Annotated in this window: 19 protein-coding genes; 16 read left to right on the top strand and 3 right to left on the bottom strand. The window is 64.1% G+C overall.

The window, feature by feature from the left end; translation table 11 throughout:
* Positions 1-28 precede the first annotated feature (28 nt).
* The 15 genes from CH283_RS27150 to CH283_RS27220 all read left to right on the top strand — a co-directional run bounded on the left by CH283_RS27150 (position 29) and on the right by CH283_RS27220 (position 21883).
* Entirely contained in the window at positions 29-1558 is a 1530-nt protein-coding gene (locus CH283_RS27150; RefSeq protein ID WP_255183389.1) for an acetyl-CoA carboxylase carboxyltransferase subunit alpha/beta, read from the top strand.
* A gap of 80 nt (positions 1559-1638) precedes the next feature.
* Positions 1639-2745, top strand: coding sequence for a ring-opening amidohydrolase (locus CH283_RS27155; RefSeq protein ID WP_094640050.1), 1107 nt, complete (start codon positions 1639-1641; stop codon positions 2743-2745).
* A gap of 138 nt (positions 2746-2883) precedes the next feature.
* Entirely contained in the window at positions 2884-4332 is a 1449-nt protein-coding gene (locus tag CH283_RS27160) for an amidase (protein ID WP_094639948.1), read from the top strand.
* 43 nt (positions 4333-4375) lie between these two features.
* The gene (locus CH283_RS27165; RefSeq protein ID WP_094639947.1) at positions 4376-6094 is read left to right on the top strand and encodes a PucR family transcriptional regulator; all 1719 of its coding nucleotides are present in this window, start codon (positions 4376-4378) and stop codon (positions 6092-6094) included.
* 21 nt (positions 6095-6115) lie between these two features.
* Positions 6116-7492, top strand: coding sequence for an amidase (locus CH283_RS27170; RefSeq protein ID WP_094639946.1), 1377 nt, complete (start codon positions 6116-6118; stop codon positions 7490-7492).
* 138 nt (positions 7493-7630) lie between these two features.
* Positions 7631-8773 (top strand): XdhC family protein, encoded by a 1143-nt coding sequence (locus CH283_RS27175; protein ID WP_094639945.1) that lies wholly within the window; start codon positions 7631-7633, stop codon positions 8771-8773.
* On the top strand, positions 8767-10431 hold the full coding sequence (locus CH283_RS27180; RefSeq protein WP_094639944.1) for a helix-turn-helix domain-containing protein: 1665 nt from the start codon (positions 8767-8769) through the stop codon (positions 10429-10431). The genes CH283_RS27175 and CH283_RS27180 overlap by 7 nt, the downstream gene beginning before the upstream one ends.
* Positions 10432-10560: 129 nt before the next feature.
* On the top strand, positions 10561-11991 hold the full coding sequence (locus CH283_RS27185; RefSeq protein ID WP_094639943.1) for a uracil-xanthine permease family protein: 1431 nt from the start codon (positions 10561-10563) through the stop codon (positions 11989-11991).
* Positions 11992-12071: 80 nt separating this feature from the next.
* Positions 12072-12992: an FAD binding domain-containing protein gene (locus tag CH283_RS27190; protein ID WP_094639942.1), complete on the top strand. Its 921-nt coding sequence runs from the start codon at positions 12072-12074 to the stop codon at positions 12990-12992.
* Positions 12992-13630, top strand: coding sequence for a (2Fe-2S)-binding protein (locus CH283_RS27195; protein ID WP_094639941.1), 639 nt, complete (start codon positions 12992-12994; stop codon positions 13628-13630). Before CH283_RS27190 ends, CH283_RS27195 begins: the two co-directional genes overlap by 1 nt.
* Positions 13627-16107, top strand: a complete 2481-nt coding sequence (gene cutA, locus CH283_RS27200; RefSeq protein ID WP_094639940.1) for an aerobic carbon-monoxide dehydrogenase large subunit — start codon at positions 13627-13629, stop codon at positions 16105-16107. The genes CH283_RS27195 and cutA overlap by 4 nt, the downstream gene beginning before the upstream one ends.
* A complete protein-coding gene (locus CH283_RS27205; protein ID WP_094639939.1) occupies positions 16104-16769 on the top strand; it encodes an SRPBCC family protein in 666 nt (221 codons plus the stop codon). Before cutA ends, CH283_RS27205 begins: the two co-directional genes overlap by 4 nt.
* A gap of 240 nt (positions 16770-17009) precedes the next feature.
* Positions 17010-19109: a hydantoinase/oxoprolinase family protein gene (locus CH283_RS27210; protein WP_094639938.1), complete on the top strand. Its 2100-nt coding sequence runs from the start codon at positions 17010-17012 to the stop codon at positions 19107-19109.
* Positions 19109-21040, top strand: coding sequence for a hydantoinase B/oxoprolinase family protein (locus tag CH283_RS27215; protein ID WP_094639937.1), 1932 nt, complete (start codon positions 19109-19111; stop codon positions 21038-21040). The genes CH283_RS27210 and CH283_RS27215 overlap by 1 nt, the downstream gene beginning before the upstream one ends.
* A 9-nt stretch (positions 21041-21049) precedes the next feature.
* The gene (locus tag CH283_RS27220; protein WP_094639936.1) at positions 21050-21883 is read left to right on the top strand and encodes an NmrA family NAD(P)-binding protein; all 834 of its coding nucleotides are present in this window, start codon (positions 21050-21052) and stop codon (positions 21881-21883) included.
* A gap of 256 nt (positions 21884-22139) precedes the next feature.
* Here the strand turns inward: CH283_RS27220 and CH283_RS29105 are convergent, their stop codons facing one another.
* Positions 22140-22394, bottom strand: a complete 255-nt coding sequence (locus tag CH283_RS29105; RefSeq protein WP_094639935.1) for a DUF2510 domain-containing protein — start codon at positions 22392-22394, stop codon at positions 22140-22142.
* Positions 22395-22543: 149 nt separating this feature from the next.
* Between CH283_RS29105 and CH283_RS27230 the strand changes: the two genes are divergently transcribed.
* Complete coding sequence (locus CH283_RS27230; RefSeq protein ID WP_094639934.1) at positions 22544-22885, top strand: hypothetical protein; 342 nt, start codon at positions 22544-22546, stop codon at positions 22883-22885.
* Between the two features lie 131 nt (positions 22886-23016).
* Here CH283_RS27230 and CH283_RS27235 read toward each other — a convergent pair whose 3' ends face one another.
* Positions 23017-23661, bottom strand: a complete 645-nt coding sequence (locus CH283_RS27235; protein ID WP_094639933.1) for a hypothetical protein — start codon at positions 23659-23661, stop codon at positions 23017-23019.
* A 79-nt stretch (positions 23662-23740) separates the two neighbouring features.
* Positions 23741-24364 carry a DUF4352 domain-containing protein gene (locus tag CH283_RS27240; protein ID WP_094639932.1) on the bottom strand — a complete coding sequence of 208 codons (624 nt, stop codon included), beginning with the start codon at positions 24362-24364 and terminating at the stop codon, positions 23741-23743.
* Between the last annotated feature and the right edge of the window lie 46 nt (positions 24365-24410).

Raw genomic sequence — 24410 nt, forward strand, 5'->3', positions numbered from 1 at the left:
CCGCCTCGGCGCTCTCGAACTGGTGGAGATGGTCGTCGACGACGGTAGTTTCGTTCGCTGGGACGGTGAACCGCTACCCCCGATCGGGGTCCACGGGCCTCCACAGCAGAGTTATCTCGATGAGCTCGCGGCGGCTCGCGAAACGACCGGCTGCGACGAGTCGGTACTGACCGGCGAAGCGACACTGGCCGGTCGACGTGTGGCACTTGTCATGTGCGAGTTCGGTTTTCTCGCTGGGTCCATCGGCACCGCAGCCGCGGAACGACTGGTGCAGGCCGTAGAAAAGGCCACTGCGCAGAAGCTCCCGCTGCTGGCAGTGCCCACCTCGGGTGGAACACGCATGCAGGAGGGCACCGTCGCGTTTCTGCAGATGGTGAAGATTTCGGCGGCGATCGCGGCACACAAGTCGGCGGGCCTCGCCTACGCCGTCTATCTCCGTCACCCCACCACCGGCGGCGCGCTGGCATCGTGGGGCTCGCTCGGCCACGTGACCGCAGCCGAACCGGGCGCGTTACTCGGGTTTCTCGGCCCGCGCGTGTACGAGGCTCTCTACGGCGCAAAGTTTCCCGTAGGCGTGCAGACCGCCGAAAACCTAGCGGCCAGAGGACTTGTCGACGCCGTCGTCCCACCCGCGGAATTACGTGAAGTCGCGATCTCGGCACTGGCCGTGCGGTGCGCACCGCACGAGCCACCTCCACCCGTTCCCAACATCCCGTTGGAACATCTCGACGACGTGCCGGCCTGGGAATCCATCCAACGCTCGCGACGGCCGGAACGGCCAGGCGTGCGACAACTGGTGCGGTCGGCAGCGAACACGGTGACGCCGCTGCAAGGGACTGGGGCCGGCGAAATAGAGCCGGGATTGTTTCTCGCATTGGCCAAGTTCGGCGCATCAGCGTGCGTATTGCTCGGTCAGGATCGCACCTTCGCAGACCAGCCTCTCGGACCGGCAGGACTGCGCGAAGCGCGCCGCGGTATGCGACTGGCCGAGGAACTGCAACTGCCTCTCGTCACCGTCATCGACACGGCGGGTGCCGCATTGAGCAAAGAGGCCGAGGAAGGCGGCCTGGCGGGTGAAATAGCCAGGTGCCTGGTCAAACTCACGACGCTGAAGGCACCGACGATCTGCCTACTGTTGGGCCAGGGAGCAGGGGGCGGTGCCCTCGCGCTACTCCCGGCCGACCGGGTGCTGTGCGCACAGCACGGCTGGCTGTCACCGCTACCTCCCGAGGGTGCGTCGGCGATCAAGTTCCACACTGTCGACCGCGCTGCGGACATGGCGGACGAGCAGGGCGTACGGAGCATCGACCTGCTCCGAAACGGCGTCATCGATCGGATCGTGGCAGAACGCCCGGATGCCTCCGACGAGCCCGCAGCATTCCTCTCTCGTCTCGGTACCGTGCTCGAGCACGAGTTGGCCGTACTCCTGGCCGCTGATCCTGCAGATCTGGTGGTCCGACGACTGCAGCGATACCGCTACCTGGGGATGTCCGATCACCAAAAAGAAGCACTCATTGGGCAAAGCTTGCCAGTGCATACCCCCTCGAACGGTCGATAACGTTCGAGAGGCACGAGCACCGCCGCGCCAACGCCGGCCGACTCTGCCGTAAACCACAGTCCGCGATGAAGGAGATTTCAGTGCCCGATGCAATCGAGGTCCGCAAGGTCCCGCTCCACAACGTGTCCGATGCCAGCGAACTGGCAAAGCTCATCGACGACGGGGTGCTCGACGCCGACCGCGTCATCGCGGTCATCGGCAAGACCGAGGGCAACGGTGGCGTCAACGACTACACCCGCATCATCGCCGACCGGGCGTTCCGTGAAGTACTGTCCGCCAAAGGCACTCGCAGTGCGCACGATGTGGGCGAGGTTCCCATCGTGTGGTCCGGCGGAACCGACGGTGTGATCAGCCCGCACGCAACGATTTTCGCGACCGTACCGTCGGACAAGGCAGTGCAGACCGAAGAGCCGCGTCTGACCGTCGGTGTCGCAATGAGCGAGCAGTTGATGCCCGAGGACATCGGCCGTACCGCGATGATCACCAAGGTGGCGGCAGCGGTCAAGGACGCAATGGCAAACGCGGGCATCAGCGATCCCGCCGACGTGCATTACGTACAGACCAAGACGCCGCTGCTGACGATTCACACCATCCGCGACGCCAAGAGCCGTGGCAAGACGGTCTGGACCGAGCAGACCCACGAGTCCATGGACCTCTCGAACGGCGGAACCGCTCTCGGTATCGCTGTTGCCCTCGGCGAGATCGACATGCCGACCGACGAAGACGTCATGCACAGCCGCGAGCTGTACTCCTCCGTCGCGTCGTGCTCGTCCGGTGTCGAGCTGGACCGCGCGCAGATCGTCGTGGTCGGCAACACCCGCGGCATCGGCGGTCGCTACCGCATCGGCCACAGTGTCATGAACGACGCGCTGGATCAGGACGGCATCTGGAACGCGATCAAGGACGCCGGTCTCGACCTTCCCGAGCGCCCGCACACCAAGGATCTCGACGGCAAGCTGGTCAACGTGTTTCTCAAATGCGAAGCGAGCCAGGACGGTACGGTCCGCGGCCGACGCAACGCCATGCTCGACGACTCCGACGTGCACTGGCACCGCCAGATCAAGGCATGCGTCGGTGGAGTCACCGCCGCAGTGACCGGCGACCCGGCAGTGTTCGTCTCGGTCTCGGCCGCACACCAGGGCCCCGAGGGCGGCGGGCCTGTCGCTGCCATCGTCGACCTCGGATAGCGCAGAGCTCCACTATCGAACGAACGCCGCGCGGAACCGATCAGTCGGAGCCGCGCGGCATTCGGCCCTCACCACTGCATCTCTCGGATCTCGACACTGTGGACCTCTACATTGTGGATCTCGAACGAAGGAACTCCCATGGCAACCACCGCCGGACCCGCTACCGAACTTCTGATGTTCGACGCACTCGAACTCAGCGGAAAGATCAAGCGTCGGGAGGTGTCCTGTGTCGAGACCATGACGGCGTACCTGGACCACATCGAGATCCACAATCCCACCGTCAACGCCATCGTGGCCCTTCGTGCCCGCGACGAGTTGATCGCCGAAGCGCAAGAACGTGACGATCAGCTGGCGCAGGGGCAGTACCTCGGGTGGATGCACGGGTTTCCCCATGCGGTGAAGGATCTTTCGGCTGTGAAGGGCCTGCCGTTCACCTCGGGATCGGCCATTTTCGCGGATCGGATCGCCGAGGCGGACGACCTTTTCGTCGCTCGAATCAGAGCCGCCGGAGCGCTCATCATCGGCAAGACGAACACCCCGGAATTCGGCTACGGATCCCAGACGTACAACCCTGTGTACGGCACCACGGTGTCCCCGTACGACACCTCGCGCACCGCAGGCGGCAGCAGCGGAGGTGCGGCGGCGGCACTCGCGCTGCGCATGCTGCCCGTGGCCGACGGCACCGACTACATGGGTTCGCTGCGCAATCCGGCAGCCTTCAACAACGTCGTCGGTTTCCGACCGTCCTGGGGACGAATCCCCGAGCCTGGTTTCGTAGCCCAAGGCGCAGTGGCCGGCCCGATGGGACGATCGGTCACCGACGTCGCTCACCTGCTCTCGACGATGGCAGGCCCGGATGCCAACGCTCCACTCGCAATCGACGAGGACCCGGAAATCTTCACGCGCACCCTCGAACGCAGCTTTCGGGGGGCCAGGATCGCGTGGGTCGGTGATTGGAACGGTTATCTGGCAACCGAACCCGGTGTACTCGACCTGTGCCAATCCGCGTTCCCCATTTTCGCCGATCTCGGTTGCGAGGTCGATGCAGCTTTGCCCGACTACGACCCGGCCCACATCTGGGATTCGTTCCTGACGTGGCGTTGGTGGGCTCAACTCGGGATGGCCGACCTGTATGCGGATCCTCGGACGCGTGCATTGATGAAGCCCGAAATGGTCTGGGAGATGGAGCATGCCGTCGCACTCAGCGCCCTCGACATCACCATGGCAGCGCAGAAGCGCAACGACTGGAACGCTGCACTCAACACGCTGTTCGAGACCTACGACTTCGTTCTCGCACCCAGCGCCCAGGTATTCCCGTTCGACAAGGAACAGCACTGGCCGCAGTCCATCGCGGGGCGTTCGATGGACACCTACCACCGGTGGATGGAGACGGTGGTGCCATGGACGATGGCCGGTGTTCCCATTGCGGCCGTGCCGGTCGGTTTCGACGATCGCGGCCTACCGATGGGGGTACAGATCATCGGCAGGCACGGTGCCGACCGCGCAGTTCTGCAACTCGCGTACGCCTACGAGCAAGCCTCGCGCTGGGTCGAACGCGTCGTCCCTCCTGCGCTCCACGCCCGCTGAACCACTGGCACTGTGAATCGAGCGGGCGGAGTACGGTCTAACAATGGATGACATCGTCGGTGAAATTCGTCCACGAGCACGAGACTTTCCGGCGTCGGCGGGTTACGCACTGACGGTCGAAGAATTGCTCTCACTGCCCAGCCTCTCGGGATCCACTCTGGTCGCCGGCGAGCGTGGCCTCGAGAAGATCGTACGACGCGTCAACGTCATCGAAGTTCCTGACATCCTGCCCTGGGTGAAACAGAACGAACTTCTGCTGACAACGGGTTTCCCTCTCCGACATGGAGATTCAGGACGTCCGTTCGATGCACACGCGCTCGTCGAGCTTGTCGAAGGACTGGCCGAACGCGGTGCCGCAGCGCTCGGCGTCAAGGAAGGCCGCTATTTCGGGGAAGTCCCCGCCGCAATGATCGAGGCAGCCGACCGACTCGACCTTCCCCTCTTCCTCATTCGCCGCGACGTGGGTTTCGACGAGGTCATCTCCGAGGTCTTCACCCACCTCGTCGATCGACAGGCGTGGGCACTCGACATCGCCGACCGAATGCATCGAGCACTCACCTCGATCGTGCTCGAAGGCGGAGACCTACCGCAGATCGCCGACGAGGTGGCCACGCTCTTCGAGGCATCGGTGTTGATCTGCACTCCCGACGGCAGAGTGCAGGCGACGGCCGGGGCCGATGCGGATCTTGCTGCACTCGAAGAGATGCCGCTGTTCGATCCTTCGGGTCGGCTGCTCACCGAGCGCCTTCACGAAGGGCTTCAGCCGGTGCCGAGTGATACCACGCACCGCATGGCAGTGGCACCGATCATCGCGGGCGGAACCGACCACGGCCTCATCGTTGCGGTGGCAGAGGCCGGACGCCTCGGGCCTGTCACCATGCAGTCTCTCGAACGTGCGGCCACGGTGGTCGCGTTGGCGGTCATCAAGAAGCTCGCGGTCTCGGCGGTGGAATCCAAGTTTCGAGGTGACTTTCTGCGCGATGTTCTCAACGGAGCGGCCGAATCCCCCGAACAGATCATCGAGTACTGCGCGCAGTTGGACTGGGACGTCAACCGACGCATGGTCGTCATCGTGGCTCAACTGGACGAGATCGCCGAAGCGGCCGTGCGTAATTCGATGAAGCCTGCGGTCTCCGGACGGCTGCCGCAGGAGCGTCTCACCGCAGCGTGGCAACAGGTCGTGCGGCGTCGGGATCGACGGGCACCCGTTGTCGGATTCAGCAACGAGGTCGTCATCCTCATGCCGGCCGAGCCCGGCACCGAACACGAGGTGGTCGAGGATCTGATCGGGGCCGTGGCCGGCGACAAAGGTGGTGGCCGAAATTCGTTCGGCGCAGGGGTCAGCCGTGTCATCGACTCCGTCGCCGATATTCCGCGCGCCTACGATCAAGCGCGCAAGGCCGTCATGGTCGGCCGGCGCATGAGCGGCAACGGGTCGGTGGCACATTTCGACAGCCTGGGTGTGCACCGCCTGCTGTCCCTGGTGACCGATGCCGCGGAGTTACAGGCGTTCGCGAGCGAAGTATTGGGTTCTCTCGCGGGCGACGATGCCGATGCTCTCGATCTGCGCCAGACGCTGCAAGCGCTGTTGGATACCAACTGCAATGTCGCCGAAACGGCGCGCGTGCTGCACTTCCACTACAACACCCTCCGCTACCGAATCGGCAAGCTGGAGTCCATCGTCGGCCCGTTCACCACCGATCCGATTCTGCGCCTGGACGTGGCGCTCGCGTTACGCGTGGCGGAAATGAAGGGTCTGTGACATTCACTCAGGAGTTACCCAGTGCTCGAACGCAATTCGATCGGATCCGATGCTCGTTCCCTGGCCGCGGCGGTGCGCTCGGGTAGCCTCTCCGCGCGCGAGGTGATCGAACAACACCTCGAACACCTCGAACAAATCAACTCCGAGATCAACGCAGTCGTCACGGTCGCGGGCACATCGGCTTTGTCGGCTGCCGATGAGATCGACGCCCGCGTCGCCCGCGGAGAGCCTGTCGGGGCGCTCGCCGGAGTGCCGTTCACGGTCAAGGATCTGATCGCCACCGCGGGTGTCCGCACCACTGCAGGCTCTTATGCTCTCGCAGACAACGTTCCTCGCATCGATGCACCGGCCGTCGCCCGCATGCGCGCCGAAGATGCGATCCTCATCGGGAAGACGAACACTCCCGAATTCGGTGCCAGCGGCCTGACGCACAACGACGTGTTCGGCTACACCGTCAATCCGCTGTCACCGGCGGGGACAAGGCTGTCCCCCGGAGGCAGCAGCGGCGGCGAGTCTGCGGCGATCGCGTCGGGCATGAGTGTTCTGGGGCTGGGCACCGATTTCGGTGGCTCCGTGCGCTGGCCCGCGCACTGCACAGGTCTGTATTCGATCAGGCCTACACCGGGAAGAGTCGACCCGGACGGCCAATATCCCGGTGTCATGCGCGATCACCGGGTCCTGACGAATACGGCGACCATGCACGGTGCGGTGCAGACCATCGGGCCGATGGCACGCTCCCTCGACGACGTCAGCCTGGTACTGAGGGTGCTCTCGTCACCGCAGTACCGGTGGATCGACCCTGCGGAAGTGAACACCCACAATCTCGATATCCGTTGGGCGGCAGGAGAAGGAACAGTTCCGGTCGACGCGGAGATTCGCGCCGCCACCGAAGCGGCCGCCCTGCGCACCGCCTCGTCCGTCAGGTCGGTCGCGCCCTATCGGGGCACTACGCTGGCCGAAGCCGACGACCTGTTCACGCGCATGCGCGCCTGCGAAACTCAGACCGACATCGAGCAGTACGGGCCCGCCGAATTCAGTGAGAACATTCGGGAGATCCTCGCCGCCGTCCGACCGACGTCGGCGGCGGACGTCGAAGCACTGTGGGCTCACCGCGCCGAACTGCAGCATAGGTTGCTCTCCGAGATGGGCGACGTCTTGGTACTCCCGGTCGCGTCGATTCTCGCCCCACCGCTCGAACGGACGAGCTTCGACGTGGACGGCACCGCATTGTCGTGGTCGCAGGCGTTGGCCAGCAGTCGCGCGATCAGCATCCTCGGTCTGCCGTCGGTGGTGGTTCCTGTTGCCACCTCGGAGAGTGGTCTGCCGATCGGGATTCAGATCATCGCCCGGCCGTGGCACGAACACCACGCGCTCGCGGTCGCTGCAGTGTTGAGCTGAATCCCCCGCGTCACCACCACCCGCGACGGCGAGTTCTTACAATGACCCGCTTCGGATTTGGTCGAATTATGTTTCACGTCGAAGCAGCGCCGCCAACTAACGTGATGGGCATCACTCATCCAGTAGGAAGGCGGCGGCATGCGCGACATCCTCGACGATCTCGCCCCATGGCTGCTCGAGCGTGAGCCCTTCGCCCTCGCCACCGTGGTACGGACCTGGCAGTCCTCGCCCCGCCCCGCCGGTGCGGCAATGGCCGTGTCGGCCTTCGGACAGGTGATCGGCAGCGTCTCCGGCGGTTGCGTCGAGGGTGCCTTGTACGAACTTGCCAACGAGGTCCTCGCCGACGGCTGTGCCAGGAGCGAGACCTATCGCGTGGCGGACGACGACGCCATCGGGGTCGGCCTCACGTGCGGCGGAACCATCGAGGTGTTCGTTCGTCTCATCGACGGCGAAGCGTGCGATTCGCTCGCGGAAGTGTCACGTCTCATCGCTGCGGGCGAGCCGGTCGCCGTTCTCACCGACCTGACGGCCGATGCTCCGACACGGCACGCGGTTCTCGGATCGAACGTCACCGTGGACTCGGACGGACTCATCGACGTTGAAGCCGACGGATCGACTCTGGAACGATCCGTCCGAGCGGCGCTGCAGCGCGGCGAATCGGTTCACGACGTTCGATTCACAGACACCGGCGAAAGTCCGATCATGATGGAGCTCTTTGGACCTCCACCCCGCATGTACGTCTTCGGTGCCATCGATTTCGCCGCCGCTCTGTGCCATCTGGGAACGTTCGCGGGCTACGCCGTCACCGTCGTCGACGCGCGTGCGGTATTCGCCACTCGGGCGCGATTCCCCGATGCCGTCGAGGTCGTGGTTTCGTGGCCACATACGTTTCTCGAGACTGCGCCGGTCGACGAGCGCACAGTCGTAGCAGTTCTCACTCACGACGAGAAGTTCGACATTCCCCTTCTCGAACGCGCGTTGCGCAGTGACGCTGCGTACGTCGGCGCGCTCGGGAGTCGGTCCACTCACCGTCGCCGCATCGAGCTGCTCGGCGGGCGTGGGGTGACCGACACCGAGCTGGCACGGCTGCACTCCCCCATCGGTCTGGATCTGGGGGCACGAACTCCCGCGGAAACGGCCGTATCCATCCTGGCCGAAATCCTGAAGACGTCACGGCAGGCCACGGGTCTCGAGTTGCGCGACCTCAGCGGCCCGATACACCGTGATGTACTGTCCGACAGCAACAATCGCACGAAGTCGCGATCGGCCGTGCGGTGCTGACAGCGATCGACGAGCAGCCGGCGAGCACCACTGCGGCTCCACATACAGTCGGCAACCTCCTCCAGTCGAGGTTGTTCGCGCACGCGACCCTCCTGGCAGGCCGCACCGGACTCGGCCGATCGGTATCGCGGGTGAACCAGATCGAAGATCCCAGCGGCATGTGGTTCTGGCTGCGGCCGGGTGACCTGCTGTCGACGACATGCGAGGCTCTCGAACACATCACGGAGGCGACGGCGGCGTTCCTGGCCCGCGCACATTCCCTCGGCGTGGCGGGCATCATCGTGCAGGTCGACGATGCAACCGCGGTACCGGAGTGCATTCGGCTGAGCGCAGACGACCTGGGCTTTCCACTGCTGACGACGAACGAGCAACTCGACACCGATCATCAGCTCACCGCAGGCCTTCGCGAGAGAGCGAAGATGCACACGCGCGCCATGTTTCGGTCGGAACGTCTGCGTCGGACACTCACCGAGATAGCTCTTGCCGGTGGCGGGGTGACGGACTTGGCGTCCGCCGCATCCGTCGAATGCGATGCGGCCGTGTCGGTCACCACGGTAGACGGCCGAGAGATCACCACCGCCGGCAATGACGCGGAACTGCGGGCACTTCGGAGTAGCACGGCCCTCGATTCCACCGGGCGGCTGCGTACCGATTCCATCGACGGTGGACTGGGTTTGCGCTCGCTCCAGGACAATTCGATAGCCGTGTGCGCAATCACGGCGAACGGAACCGATCACGGCCGCGTAGTACTGTCCTCCTCTCGTCGAGAGCTGGCGGAATCGGACCTTTACGCCGCGGATACCGCAGCCGGAGTGTTCGCGGTGGCAGTCACTCGCGATCTCGCACTGTCGGCGGTCGAGGAAAAGCACCGGTCGAACTTCTTGCGCGATCTGCTGCTGGGACGAGGCGGCGAACATGCACACGCCGTGGCGCACGCCCGACGATTCGGTTGGGACATCGGACGGCCTGTCGTTGTCGTCGCAATCGAACCGATACCGTGCGGAAACGAGCCGATACCTACTCGCAGACCCCTCGTCGATCGGCAGATGTCGGCATTCTCCGGAGCGCTTGCGCAGCGAGACCCGCACGCCGCCATAGCCGTCCTGGGCAACGAAACCGTGATCATCATGGGCAGTGGCCCCGAGACGGTCTCGAACGTGCACGAGATCGTCGAGCGAGTTCACGGCGACGGCGGCGGCGGTCGACAACCCTTCACCGTCGGCATTTCACGGCCCTGCACTGTGGTCGAGGACATCCCCGCAACCTACGGTCAGGCCCGAACTGCGGTGAAAGTCGGCCGCCGAATCGCCGGTGACTGGGCCGTCACCACGTTCGACGAACTCGGTGTCTTTCGTCTGTTGAGCCTGGTCGACAACGACGACGAACTCGAGTCGTTCACACGAGAGACGTTGCACGATCTCGCAGGACACAGCGACGAGGCACGGGACATGCGCAAGACACTGGAGATGCTGCTGTCCACCAACATCAACATCGCGGAAACTGCTCGCGCACTTCACTTTCACTACAACACTCTTCGCTACCGAATCGTCAAACTCGAGAAGATTCTGGGCCCCTTCACCGACCGCGCAGATCTGCGGCTCGATCTGTCCCTCGCACTGAAGATCATCGCGATGCGCGGCATCGACCACCAGATGTGACGGCCGGACCACCGAGTACTTGGCAGATTGCGCTCGTAGTTACCTGACCCAGCCGCAGTACCGTTGCAGCACAACACTTTACCCATTCTCACGGGCCACTTGGTTCGGGACGTCGAAGAAAGGCTCGACATGCCTATCTGGAAGATTCATGGAGACGGAAAGAACGTCGCACCGGGCGAAGTGGTCGCACCGAACGAGCGATTGAACTGGGGACGCACCATCAGCCTCGGAGGCCAACACGTCGTGTCGATGTTCGGGGCCACGTTCGTCTTCCCCATCATCATGGGACTCAACCCCCAGCTGGCCATACTCATGTCGGGCTTCTGCACGATCCTGTTCCTGCTCATGGTCAAGGGCCGAATCCCCAGCTACCTGGGCACTTCCGCGGTCTTCGTCGGTGGCGTCGCCGCCATTCGTGCGCAGGGCGGCACGTCGGCCGAGGTCACCGGAGCCATCCTGGTGTCCGGTGTGGTGCTCGCACTCGCGGGCCTCGCCATTCACTTCATGGGCGGCGGCGTGGTGGTCAAGGTGCTGCCCCCGGTCGTCACCGGCGCGGTGGTCATGTTGATCGGTTTCAACTTGGCCCCCGTTGTCGCCAGCACGTATTGGCCCCAGGATCAATGGGTCGCTCTCGCAGTGATGTTCGCCCTGATCGTCATGAGTGTTGCTCTGCGCGGATTCCTCGGACGCATCGCAATTTTGTTGTCCCTGGTCTTCGGATACCTGCTGTCGTGGATACTCGATCTCGTATCGGGCCCCATCACGTCCTACGACGCCACGGCCGGCGAGGTGACCGAGCACTTCCGAGTCAATTGGTCGGGTGTCGAGTCGTCGCAGTGGTTCGGCTTGCCGCCGTTCAGCGACGAAGCGAACGGCATCGTGGGTATCCATGCACCATCGTTCAGCCTGGCCTTCATCGTCCTTGTGCTCCCCGGTGTCATCGCCCTGATCGCCGAAAACGCCGGACACGTCAAAGCCGTCGCCGAGATGACCGGGGACGACCTGGACCCGATGATGGGACGCGCACTGGCTGCAGACGGCGTCGCGACGGTGTTGGCCAGTTCGGTCGGTGGCTCGCCCACGACAACCTACGCCGAGAACATCGGCGTCATGGCCGCCACCAAGGTGTACTCGACGGCCGCCTACACCGCTGCCGGACTCATCGCAGTGATCCTCGGATTCTCGCCCAAGTTCGGTGCCCTGATCTCTGCCACGCCGGGAGGAGTACTCGGCGGCATCACTGTGGTGCTGTACGGCATGATCGGCCTTCTCGGCGCGAAGATCTGGCGCGAGAACGGCGTCGACTTCGGCAACCCGCTCAACATGATGCCCGTCGCCGCCGGACTGATCATCGCCATCGGAGACACCTCCCTCGTCTTCAGCGATTCGTTCTCGCTCAGCGGTATCTCGTTGGGCACCATCATCGTCATCGGGCTCTACCACCTGTGTGCACGCATTGCCCCAGAACACATGAAGACACCGATCGACCACTCACCCACCCGTCGATCGGCCACCCGTGGGGGCACGACCGAGGTGGGCCCCCTCGAGCCGTTGCGGTAACGAGCGATTGCCACACTGAGGCGTGACGTTTGTCACCTCTTGACGAAACACTTATCGGCACAGGCAGGCAGGATCGGGATATGAAACCTTCTCCACTGAAATACCATCGACCTCGGTCGATCGAGGAGGCGTGCCAGATTCTGGCGGAAGTCGACGGCAAGGTACTCGCCGGCGGGCAGTCGCTCATCCCGATGTTGTCGATGCGGTTGGCGGCCCCCGGCAACCTGATCGACATCACCGGCATCGACGGGCTCGCAGACATCACCGCCTCCACGCAGTCGGGCGTGACCTTCGCCGCGCTCGCCACGCACGCATCCGTGGCCTCGGACCGCTCGGCCGCTCGGACCCAGCCATTGCTCGGACGAGCGTTGCAGTTGGTGGCCCACCCGACGATCAGGAACCGTGGAACCACCGTCGGATCCATCGTTCACGCCGACCCGTCGGCCGAGATGCCCGCCGTGATCCGGTTGCTCGACGGTTCGGTCACGGTCCAGTCCGTACGGGGACGACGCGAGATCGCCGCGAAAGACCTGTTTCTCGGTCCGCTGGAGTCCTCGCTCGAGACCGACGAGATCGCCGTCTCGGCAACCGTTCCCGCAGTTCGACCGGGTGTGGGAACCGCTATCGACGAAATCGCCCGCCGCCATGGCGATTACGCGCTCGTCGGGGTTGCGGCCCGTGTCTCGGTGGCCGATGACGCGGTACGCACCGCCCACGTCACCTACGTCTCCGCAGGCGAATTCGGCGAGGTCGTCGACTTCAGCGATGTCATCGCCGGTGCATCGATTTCCGACGCGCGTGATCCGAAGTGGAACGCATTATCCGAAGCTGCTCGGCATCGCATCGAGACCGAGCCCGATATTCACGCCACAGCCGCTTACCGATCTCAACTCGTCGCAGCGCTGACCGCACGGGTGGTGATGGCCGCCGCAGTCGACGGCGCATCCTCGTTGACCACGCACCAGGCAGCGCTGCACGTCGATTCCGGAGTGAACCAGTAATGACGACAACAGATATCGAACAACAGCTCGACGATCTGATGGCCGAGACCGGCGAACAACACGTACAGGTGACGTTCACGCTCAACTCGACGAAACAAACGATCGTGGTTCCCGCCCGAACGATCGCCTCCGATGCCATCCGCCACAATCTTCGCCAGACCGGCACCCACGTCGGGTGCGAGCACGGCGTGTGCGGTGCCTGCACCGTGCTGCTCGACGGTAAGCCCGTCCGGGCCTGCCTGATGCTGGCCGCCAGCCTCGAGGGCCAGAGTGTCACCACGGTGGAGGGTTTGGTGGAGCCGGACGGCACGCTGCACCCCGTGCAGCAGGCGTTCAAGGACTGCCACGGTCTGCAATGCGGCTTCTGCACACCAGGATTCGTCACCACCATCGCGGCGTTCCTCGAAGAGAACGACTCGCCGACGCAGGAAGAAGCCACCGAGGCCATCGCCGGCAACATCTGCCGGTGCACGGGCTATCAGAACATCAAGGCCTCGGTGCTGCGCGCCGCCGAGATCAAGCGTGAACGCGCGGGCGAATTCCCCCTCGGGCCGGACGACGAATCCAGCCGAGCGGCACTGGACCGGAAAGTACGGGGAACCACCAATCCCGTCGGCGGACGGATGGGCCGAGCATGAGCACCACCCGCACGGCCCCACCGCACACCCCGACCAACACTGCCCCGCTCTTCGGACAACCGCTCTCGCGGTCGGAGGACAATCGACTGCTGAGTGGGAAGGGCAAGTATCTCGACGACCTCGGACACGGCGCACTGATCGCGGCCTTCGTTCGCTCACCGCACGCACATGCGCGGATCACCGGTATCGACATCGACGCCGCGCTCGCCATGCAGGGCGTACACGCGGTCTACACCTACGACGATCTCGAAGCGGACTCTCCCGAGATGGCCGAGGGCTTGCCGCTGTTGATCCCGCACCCGGCAATCATCGCCCCGCGCAACGGCTTTCCCCTTGCCAAGGACGAGGTCAACCACGTCGGCGAGGCCATCGTCATGGTCATCGCGCAGAGCCGCTACGTGGCCGAGGACGCCTGCGCGGCCATCGAGGTCACCTACGACATTCTCGATCCGGTCGTAGGAATCGAGACCGCTCGCGCCGCGACTCGGCAAGTACACGACGATGTACCCGACAACGTTGCAGCGCATCTGCAGCACAGCTTCGGCGACATCGACCGCGAATTGGCGACGGCACCGCACCGAATCACGCTCAATCTCGACGTGGAGCGTTCGGCAGCAATGCCGTTGGAGGGCAAGGGTGTCTATGCGCGGTGGGACAGCGACGAGGAAACGCTGACCTTCTGGTCGTCGACGCAGACCTCCACCTCGGTGCGCGCGGCCGTCGCAGCGCGGCTCGGCATGGCAATGAACAAGATTCACTGCATCGCGCCGGACGTCGGTGGCGGTTTCGGCGTCAAGATCATGCACCCGTGGCCCGAAGAGGTCATGGTGACGTGGGCAGCGCGTCAGTTGGGCCGAGCCGGCATCTCGAACGAGGTCAAATGGGTCGAAGACCGTCGTGAGCACTTCATCTCGAGCGCCCACGAACGGGCCCAGGTCCAAGAGGTCACCCTGGGGTTCGACGACGAAGGACGGTTGCTGGCGTTCGACTTCACCGTCTGGCACGACAACGGCGCGTACCTGCCGTACGGCATCATCGTGCTGATCAACACGGCGACGCAGGTGCTCGGCCCCTACAAGCCGGTCTCGTTCCGCTGCAACGGTTATTCGCTGTACACCAACACCGTCATCGTCATCCCCTATCGCGGTGCCGGCCGTCCGCAGGGCGTCTTCGCGATGGAACGGTCGATGGATGCCATCGCCCAGTATCTTGGCAAGGACCGGTTGCAGGTACGAGAGAAGAACCTCATCAGGCCCGAGGAGATGCCCTACGACTTCGGTCTGATGTTCCAGGACGGTCGACCGTTGATCTACGACACCGGCGATTACCAGGCCGGGATCGACAAGCTCAAGGCACTGATCGACTGGGACGGCTTCCCCGAATACAAGAGGCAGGCAGCGGCGCAGGGACGCACCGTCGGCATCGGCGTCGGCGCGTACGTCGAGGGCACCGGCCCCGGGCCGTACGAGGGTGCGCACGTCCTGATCGAGAACTCGGGAAAGATCAAGGGCGCAACGGGTTTGACCACCCAGGGCCAGGGTCATCAGACGACGTTCGCGCAGATCATCGCCGACGACCTGGGTGTGTCGATCGCCGACGTCGAGATCACCACCGGCGATACGCGTCGATTCGGTTATGCAGTCGGTACATTCGCCTCTCGTGGCGCAGTCATGTCGGGATCTGCGTTCCATGTGGCCGCGCAGATGGTGGCCGAGAAGGCGAAGATCATCGCCGGGCGTGCACTCGATCTCGACCCCGTCGAGTTGGAACTACGCGGGGGCTACGTGAGCAAGATCGGCACCGAACCCGGAGCCGAGGGCACATCCATCTCACTCGGAGTGGTTGCCGTACTGTCCAATCCGCTGCGGTATGCCTTCGACAAGGAATCGAGGCAGGCGACGGGCTTCGCGAAGATGGACACCGACATGACGATCCCGCCGGTCCCCGAGGGCGAGCAGCCGGGCCTGGAAGCGACGGGGTACTACTCGCCCCCGCGGTCGACCTTCGCGTCGGGCATCCACGCCGCGATCGTCGAAACCGATCCAGTGACAGCCGAGATACACGTCGAGCGCTACGCAGTGGTGCACGACTGCGGCAACGTCATCAACCCTCGGATCGTCGAGGGCCAGATCCACGGCGGCGTCGCCCAGGGTATCGGCGGCGCGTTGTACGAGAAGATCGTCTACGACGAGCACGGCCAGCTGCTCAACGCCTCGTTCATGGACTTCCTGATGCCGTTCGTGACCGAGGTTCCCGAGACGATCGAGATGGATCACACCGTCACCCCGTCCGGCCTCAACCCGTTGGGAATGAAGGGTGCCGGTGAAGCCGGCGTCATTCCCACTACCGCCGTCATCGCGGCTGCGGTCGAGGACGCCGAAGGCTTCCCGATCACCTCGATGCCCATATCCCCGTCCGACCTGTACGAACTGCGGCTGACCCACGCGGTCGCCCAGTCATCCAAGGAGAATTCATGAGAATCGCAGGCACCGCAACACTCACCGCACCGCCCGCCGAGGTGTACGACAGCATGCAGGACGGCCGAGTCCTGGCCGCGACCATCCCCGGTGTGCAATCGCTCGAGCAGCTCAGCGACGATCACTACAAGCTCTCCATCACGGCCGGGGTCGCGGCGATCAAAGGCACGTACGACGGTGAAGTGCTGCTCTCACAACAGAATCGGCCCGAGTCGTTCGTCATGACGGCCTCCGGTGCGGGTGCGCCGGGCACTGTGCGCGCCGATGTCACCATCAAGCTCGAGCAGACCCAGAGCGGTGGCACCCTGCTCAGCTACGACGCCGATGCCGTTGTCGGGGGCATGGTCGGCGGCGTCGGGCAGCGCATGATCACCGGTGTCGCCAAGAAGATGGCCGGGGTGTTCTTCAACGGACTCGACGGCGTCATCGCGAACGGGGTGCCCGAGGCCTCGGCATCCGCCGAGGCGTCCCCCGCCGACGCAGCGGGTGGTTCCATCGCGCTGCCGGTCGCAACCGCGGGTGGACGTTCGGTCGGTGCCGGCGCTCCGGTGGCCGCGCCGTCCGTTCACGGTGCGCTGATCGCGGCTGCGGCGGGCGCGGGCATTGCCTTGGCCGGAGTTGTCCTGGGCAGCGTGCTCACTCGTTCGTCGTGTAATCGGTAGCTTCAGCCTCGTAGACAGAAGGCCGCTCACCCCCAGTGCGGGGTGAGCGGCCTTCCGCGTTGTAAGTACTGCCAATTCGATGGTGCTGCAGAGCGTGCGGAGCTCAAATGCACGGTCGGAGTTTGGCACCTTGTGCCAAAGATTGTGACGCGCATAACGGGTCGAATGTGAGTACACGTCAGGCACCCGCAGATCCGAGCTTCGGACGCGTGGCCTACGAAAACTTACTGAGGAGGAAGCGTGGAACCACGAAAGATTCGGGTCGGCATCGACACCGGTGGCACATTCACCGACGTCGTGGCAGTGGACGAGGAGTCCGGTGCCATGGTCACCACCAAGACCCCCTCCACGCCCAGCGATCCGGCCGAGGGATTTCTGACGGGCATCGACAAAGTGCTTCGCCAGCTGGGTGTCTCGGGTGATTCGCTCAGCGCCGTCAGCCACGGCACCACCGTCGCCACCAACAAGCTGCTCGAGGGCAAGGTCGAGAACCTCGGCTTCATCACCACCGAGGGCTACGAGCACGTACTCGAAATCGCCCGCCAGTCGGTACCCGACGGCTACGGCAACTCGTACTTCTGGGTCAAGCCTGATCGCATCGTGCCCGCACACCGCGTCCGCACCATCCGCGGCCGGCTCTCGTTCGACGGCAACGAGATTCGCCCCCTCAACGACGACGATGTGCGCGCCGCGGCCGCGTTCTTCAAGGCCGAGGGCGTCAAGACGCTCGGCGTCTGCCTGGTGCACTCCTACGCCAACCCGGACCACGAGCAGCGCGTCCGCGACATCCTGCTCGAGGAATACCCCGAGGCGACGGTCTCCATCTCCACCGAGGTGCTGCGTGAATACCGCGAATTCGAGCGCGCCATCACCACGTTGGTCGACGCGGCCGTCAAGCCGAACATCCGCTCTTATGTAAACAACATCGCGAACCGGCTGCGCGAGTTCGCCACCGAATCCGGTGAAGCACGCGACGTGCCGTTCTACGTGATGAAGTCCAACGGCGGCGTCCTGTCCGCCAAAGAGGTTGTGCACCAGCCCATCACCACCGTGCTCTCCGGTCCCGCTGCCGGCGCTCTCGGGGCAGCTCTGGTGGCCAGCGCTGCGGGCGTCGAGCAGGTGTTGACGTGCGACGGCGGCGGCACCTCCACCGACGTGACCGTCGTGGTCCGCGGCGAGCCTGCCTTGACCACCGAGGGACGCGTGGGCAACTACCCGTCGAAGATTCCGATGATCGACGTCGCCACCGTCGGCGCAGGCGGTGGATCGATCGCGTGGATGACCCCTGAGGGAACGCTGCGCGTCGGACCGCATTCGGCCGGAGCCGATCCCGGCCCCATGTGTTACGGCAACGGCGGCTCCGCTCCGACCATTACCGACGCCCACGTTCTCCTCGGACGGATCCCTCCACACCTGCTCGGCGGCGAAATTCCCCTCGATACCGACCTGGCGCGCAAGGGCATCGAAGACCTCGCACATCAGCTCTCGCTCGAGGTCGAGGCCTGCGGCACCGGCATTCTCGAAGTGTCCGCCTGGAACCAGGCCAATGCGTTGCGTCAGATCTCGGTCAAGCGCGGACTCGACGTCCGCGACTTCACCCTCGTCACCTTCGGTGGCTCCGGTTCACTGCTCGCCTGCCGCCTGGTGGACATCCTGGGGTTGAAAGACGTTCTGGTGCCGCTCAACCCGGGCAATGTATCGGCGTTCGGACTGCTGACCGTCGATGTCCGCAACGACTACGTGCAGACGCACGTCAACCGCCACGACCGGCTTCGTGCCGAGGACCTGGAGTCGGAGCTGGCCGTGCTCGCTGCGCGCGCCGACGAAGCACTCGCCGGTGAAGGGTTCGCAGCCGAGGATCGTCGCTACGCACGCTCGGCCGATCTGCGCTACTTCGGGCAGGCGTTCGAGGTGCGCGTACCGATCGCCGACGGTGAGATCACCCAGGTCACGATCGATCAGGCCGCCGAGGCGTTCCACGAAGCGCATCGCGAGCTCTACGGGTACGACTTCCGCGGCGATCAGAGCCAGTTCGTCGAGTGGGTGAACCTGCGGGTCAGCGGTATCGGCCCCATCAAGCGTCCCGTGCTGTCCGAGATCGCCGCCGGCACCGGAGCCGAAAGTGCGCGCACCGGAACGCGTCAGGCCTACTTCGACGGCTGGCACGAGACCGCCATCTACAGCCGTGCGGATCTCGGTGCCGGTGACACGATCACCGGTCCGGCCGTCATCGAAGAATTCAGCTCCACCGTGCCGATCGATCCGGGCTTCTCGGCTCGCATCGACACGTTCGGCAACGTCCGCATCACCCGCACTCTCGACTCGAACGGAGCGAACTGATGACCGTCATCGACAAGGTGAACAACAAGCCCTACCGACTGTCTCCGGTCGACGCACCTGCGCCCGATCCCGTTCTCGTCGAGATCGTGGCCGGTTACCTCGCGAGTGTCGAAATGGAAGTGGAGACGGCTATTTCGCGGACGTCGCGGTCACCGATGATCCGCGACGCCCACGATTTCCGCGCCGGCATCCACGACCGCAATCTGCGCAAGCTCACCGGCCGCTCCTACTCCGCGCTGGTCCATCCGGTCGCCCGCGATTTCCCGCTCGAGACCATGAAGCCGGGTGACGTCTACTTCCACAACGACGTCTACCTCTCCGAAGGCGGCATCGGCCACCTGCCCGACCTCTGTGTCACCGTGCCGGTGTTCGCGACCAAGCCCGGCGAGACCGAGCCGACAGTCGTTTCCTTCGTTCAGGCATTCGGTCATCACGACGACATCGGTGGCTGCTGCCCCGGCTCCATGCCGTCGGGTGCCACCACCGTGTACGAAGAGGGCCTGATGGTTCCGCCCATCAAGCTGTGGGATCAGGGTGTACCCAACCAGGCCGCGTTGACCATCATGACGCGCAATTCACGGATGCCCGACGCGTTGGCCGCCGACCTCGATGCCGAATGCTCGGCGTGTCTGATGGGTGCCCGGCGGATGACGGAGCTGTACGAGCGGTACGGCGTCGATACCGTCGAGGCGTGCTTCGACTCGATGATGGATGCGACCACCGAGATCTACCGTCGTGAGATTCTGAGCAAGATCCCGAAGGGTGAATACACCTGGGAGGACTACGCCGAGCACGACGGCGTCGACGAGCCCATGTTGCACGTTCAGCGCATCACGTTGACCAAGACCGGTCCCGAGGACGAGGGCGGCGAGCGTCTGATCCTGGACTTCACCGGAACCGGACCGCAGGCCAAGGGTCCGATCAACCATTGCGGTGATTACGCCGACGGCAACTTCCTCGCGAAGTGGCTTGCGCCGGTGCTGCGCAACCTCGCGGACTCCCCCGAGCGCATGGCCGAGCTCGACGTCAACGAGGGTGTCATTCCGCTGATCGAGATGAAGTTCCCCGAGAAGGGCACGCTCATCACCCCTATCTTCCCGGCTCCGACCAACGCGCGGACGTTCGTCATCCTGCGTCTGCTCGGTGTGCTCGCCGGCGTCGTCGCAAAGGCCGTGGACGGCAACATGCCTGCCGATCAGGAGACCATCCGCTACACCGGTGTGTACGGCGATGACTTCGACGGCAACTCCTACCTCATGCGTGAGGTACTCGGCGGCGGGTCGGGTGGACGGCATTACGCGGACGGTGAGGACACCATCCACGTTGTACCTGATTCCCGGAACCTGCCCACCGAGTTCACCGAGAGCCGTTTCCCGTTCATCGTCGAAAAGCTCGGCTTGGCGAAGGATTCCGGCGGTGCCGGACGCTACCGCGGCGGCCTCGGGTACGAGAAGCACATCCGGATGCTCAAGGATGCGCATTTCATGTCCATTGCCGACCGTTCGATTCTCGCGTGCTGGGGAGTCAAGGGCGGTAAGGCCGGCGGATCGTTCTCGGTGACGCTGAATCCGGGTCAGCCGAACGAGCGTGAGTTCGACGCGCTGACCGATGCCGAGCCGATTCTGGCCGGCGATACCATCCGCATCCGTACCACCGGTGGTGGCGGCTGGGGTGATCCCCTCGAGCGCCCCATCGAGTCCGTCGAGCAGGACGTGCTGTGGGGCAAAGTCTCTCGTGAGTTCGCGGCCAAGGACTACGGCGTCGTCATTGCAGAATCCGCGGCGACCGCCGACGTCGAGGCATCGGAGAAGCTGCGCGCCGAGATGCGCAATGCGCGCGGACTCGACGAGCCGTTCTTCGACCGTGGGCCCGGCTACGAACGCCTGTCCGGTGGCGCGAAGTTCGCCGAGTACGACTTCATCGATCGCTGAGATTCACTGATGGAGCTTGATGTGTCCCGTGGCACCGACATCGCGATCGTCGGTGCCACGGGCAAGACCGGACGAGCCGTCGCCGCTGCACTCGACGGTGTGGCGGTGGTACGGCGGCTGAGTCGTTCCGCACCGGACTATCCGGTGGACCTGGAGACCGGTGCAGGCCTTGTCGAGGCGTTCACCGGGTGCCGCGGGGTGTATTTCATTGCGCCCAATGTGCATCCGGATGAGCCGGCTCTACTTTCGCGGACGCTGGACGCGGCGGCGTCGGCAGGAGTTGACCACCTCGTCTACCACTCGGTGGCCTGGCCCTACAGCCCGAGAATGCCGCATCACATGGACAAGGCCCGCTGCGAGGAGGAGCTGCGTGCCTTCGGTTCGGAGCGGGGCTTGCACTGGACCATCCTGCAGCCGTGTGCCTATGCGCAGAACTTCGAGGCAGTTCTGACCGGTTCTCCGAGTCTCGTTGTGCCCTATAGCCTCGATACCAAGTTTTCCTTCGTCAGCCTCGACGATGTGGCCGAGGTGGCTGCCCGGATTCTGGTCGAGGGTGCGGAGCGCCACCACGGGGCAACCTACGAGCTGGGTGGACCGGAGATGTTGAGTGTCAGAGACGTGGTGCGTCTGGTCGAGGCGCTGACGGGCCGGGCGGTGTCGGTGGAGTCCATCGGTGTCGACGAGTGGATTAGAGTTCACGGCACCGAATTAAATCCCGATGCACAACAGCGTCTCTCGGCTATGTTCGAGTACTACAACGACCGCGACTTCCTGGCCAGTAGCGCTGTCACGGCAACCTTGCTGGGTAGGTCCCCGACACCGATTCGCGCTCTAGTCCGCTAGGACTTGCTCAGCCCCAAAATTCAGTCCGCGGGCGGTATATGCAACCACCCGCATCCAACTAGTCCGAATCGATCAATGTCGCCAACACTGCTCCAGTTCCCTCGAGAGCGGGCAAGCGGGAGATCTGCTGGTGCGGGTGTCGATTCTCGTAGGTGAATCCCCGCCATCGAGGTAGCACCCGTGCGCCCGACTACCGGGTACCGCCGAAGTCGAAGACCTACTCCATTCCAGAGTGTGTCCGCTGGATGGACTGGGCTCACTGCGCTGAGGGTGGCACCGGACCCGTTGGTGCTGTTGCATCCGTCCACCGCACTCCGTCGAACCACCTGCTCTGGCCCGGGCTTCCCGGATCGGGATACCAGCCTGGTCGAGGTGCCTGGTACATCTGCACCCCGGGTGTAGAACGTCGACGGTTCGACGCAACCACGGCGTAAACAATTGCTCCTATGACCACCAATGGAATCGCTAGGAGAACCAGAACGATCAAAATGTGCCACGGGCTGGTTGCCATTGAGAGTCTTCCTTCGTTTGAGATCAGCGAATCCTCGCACACTCGAGTTTGGCGTGTAACACGTCGACCCCGGAAACCGACCACATGGTCGTAACTGTCTGGCTCAGTGCCGGGCAACGGATCCCGCAGCACTCGAGAAAAGACAAAAGATGAACAACGAGTTCCACGACAGCCCGAACTACGGCACGATCAACATCCATCAGACCACGCATGTCGGTTACGTAGTGCCGCAACGTTCATGGCCGCGTCGCCATCCGATACTGACCGCGTTCCTGGTGCTGCTCGCGATCGGGTTCGTGGGATCCAATCCATGGGTGCTGTTCGTCGTCGCGGCGATCTGGATCGGCATGAAGATCTACAAGTCGAACGAGGCGAAGAAGTTGGTCGCCCAGCAGGAACAACAGCGTCTGATCAACAGCGCGAACGCTCAGAATGAGGCGTTCCTGCAGGGCCACCAGTTCGGCACACACGGTCACTTCCCGACACACTAGCCGCGGTCGATCAGCTCAGAACGACTATCTGAGCTGATCAGCGGCGATGCAAAGTCCAGTACGGACGCGGTCGGTGGTCTCATCCGGACAACGAACCGCGTCTCGCCTGCGATTGACTTTGTCCTTCTCCCCTACTCCCCTCGCGCTCGTCTGCGATCTTCCGGGGTGAAAGCAGATACCGAACACGCATCGACACCGGCCGAGCGCTTTCGATGCTGGTAATCCGCTACCGAATCGAAGGCTGCCGTCACGCCGACTGACGTCGAGACGTATGTCATCGACTTGTCCCGCTGAAAGCCCAGATCGGCACCCACCTCGACGGCGTCGATGTTCGATCCCAGGAACACGAAGTCCCAGCTGTACTCGGCTTCCTGCCGCTTAATCAGCTCACGCACAGCCGAATTCGTCCATTCTCGACTCGCGTTCTCGTGACCGTCGGTCATTACGAGCACCGTCACCGAACCGGGACGTTCGTCCTCCGGCATCGCGGCCAGCCCGGAGCCGACCTCGGTGACGAGTCGGCCGATCGCGTCGTACAACGCGGTGCTGCCCCGCGGCTCATGTACGAGTGGTGCAACGTCCTCGATGGGCGAGTTGTCGTAGACCAGCTCGTACCGGTCGTCGAACTGCGCGAGCCTAACCACGGTCCGACCGTCGGCCTCACGCTCCCTGGTGATGAACGAGTCGAATCCGCCGCAGGTGTCGTCGGCGATGGAATGCATCGAGCCGGAGCGGTCGAGCAGTGCGGCGACGAGGGACAACTGAGGGTTGGTCATGGTTTCCTCCTTCAGGTCGCAGCCGAAACTGCAACGAGTGAAATAGATTCGGCAAGAACGAGAGTGCTGTTCGCGTCGATCAACGCAGCGCGACCGTCGTACCGCCCGAGAAGGCCGAATCGTGCAGCTCGATCTCGGCAGGCACGGTCCCGACGGGAACGTCGAACACAACGGTCGTGTCCAGCGCATTGCCTGGGTTGATCTGTTCGTAGCCGATGCCCTCGTCGAGGTAGGCAGTCGCAAGGCTGTCGACGGAGTACTGCTTGCCGTCCGCGTCGAGCAACTTTTGCGAGGACGCGTCCAAGCTCTGCGCTCGGTCGCCGATGTTGCGCACGGTCATCGTCACCTGGACGTACTCGCCCTGCGCGGTCTGCGTCAGGTACTCCGAACCGACCGTCGCGACGGGTGGTGCGACCGCGGTGACAACGAACTCGAACTTTCCGTCGCGCACCGGGACTCCGATCCCCGGACTACTCGGCTCGGCCGGTGCTGCAGGAGCCGCTTCCTCCGACGCCGAGGATCCGGCCGGCGCGGGAGCTGTCGGCGTCTCGGATGAACCGCCACCGACGAGCCGGACGATGACACCCAGCACGACGATCGCCAATATGACGGTCAGGATCTTGTGTCGGGCAAACCAACTCTTCTTCTGCTCGGGAGCGGGCGGAGCGTATTGCTGCTGGGGGTTCGGGTTCTGGTTGGTCATGTCGAAATTCCTCTCGTTGGGCGATGCATCAACCACACCGCAGTCG

The organism is Rhodococcus sp. 05-2254-2, from assembly GCF_002259095.1.
Lineage (GTDB): Bacteria > Actinomycetota > Actinomycetes > Mycobacteriales > Mycobacteriaceae > Rhodococcoides.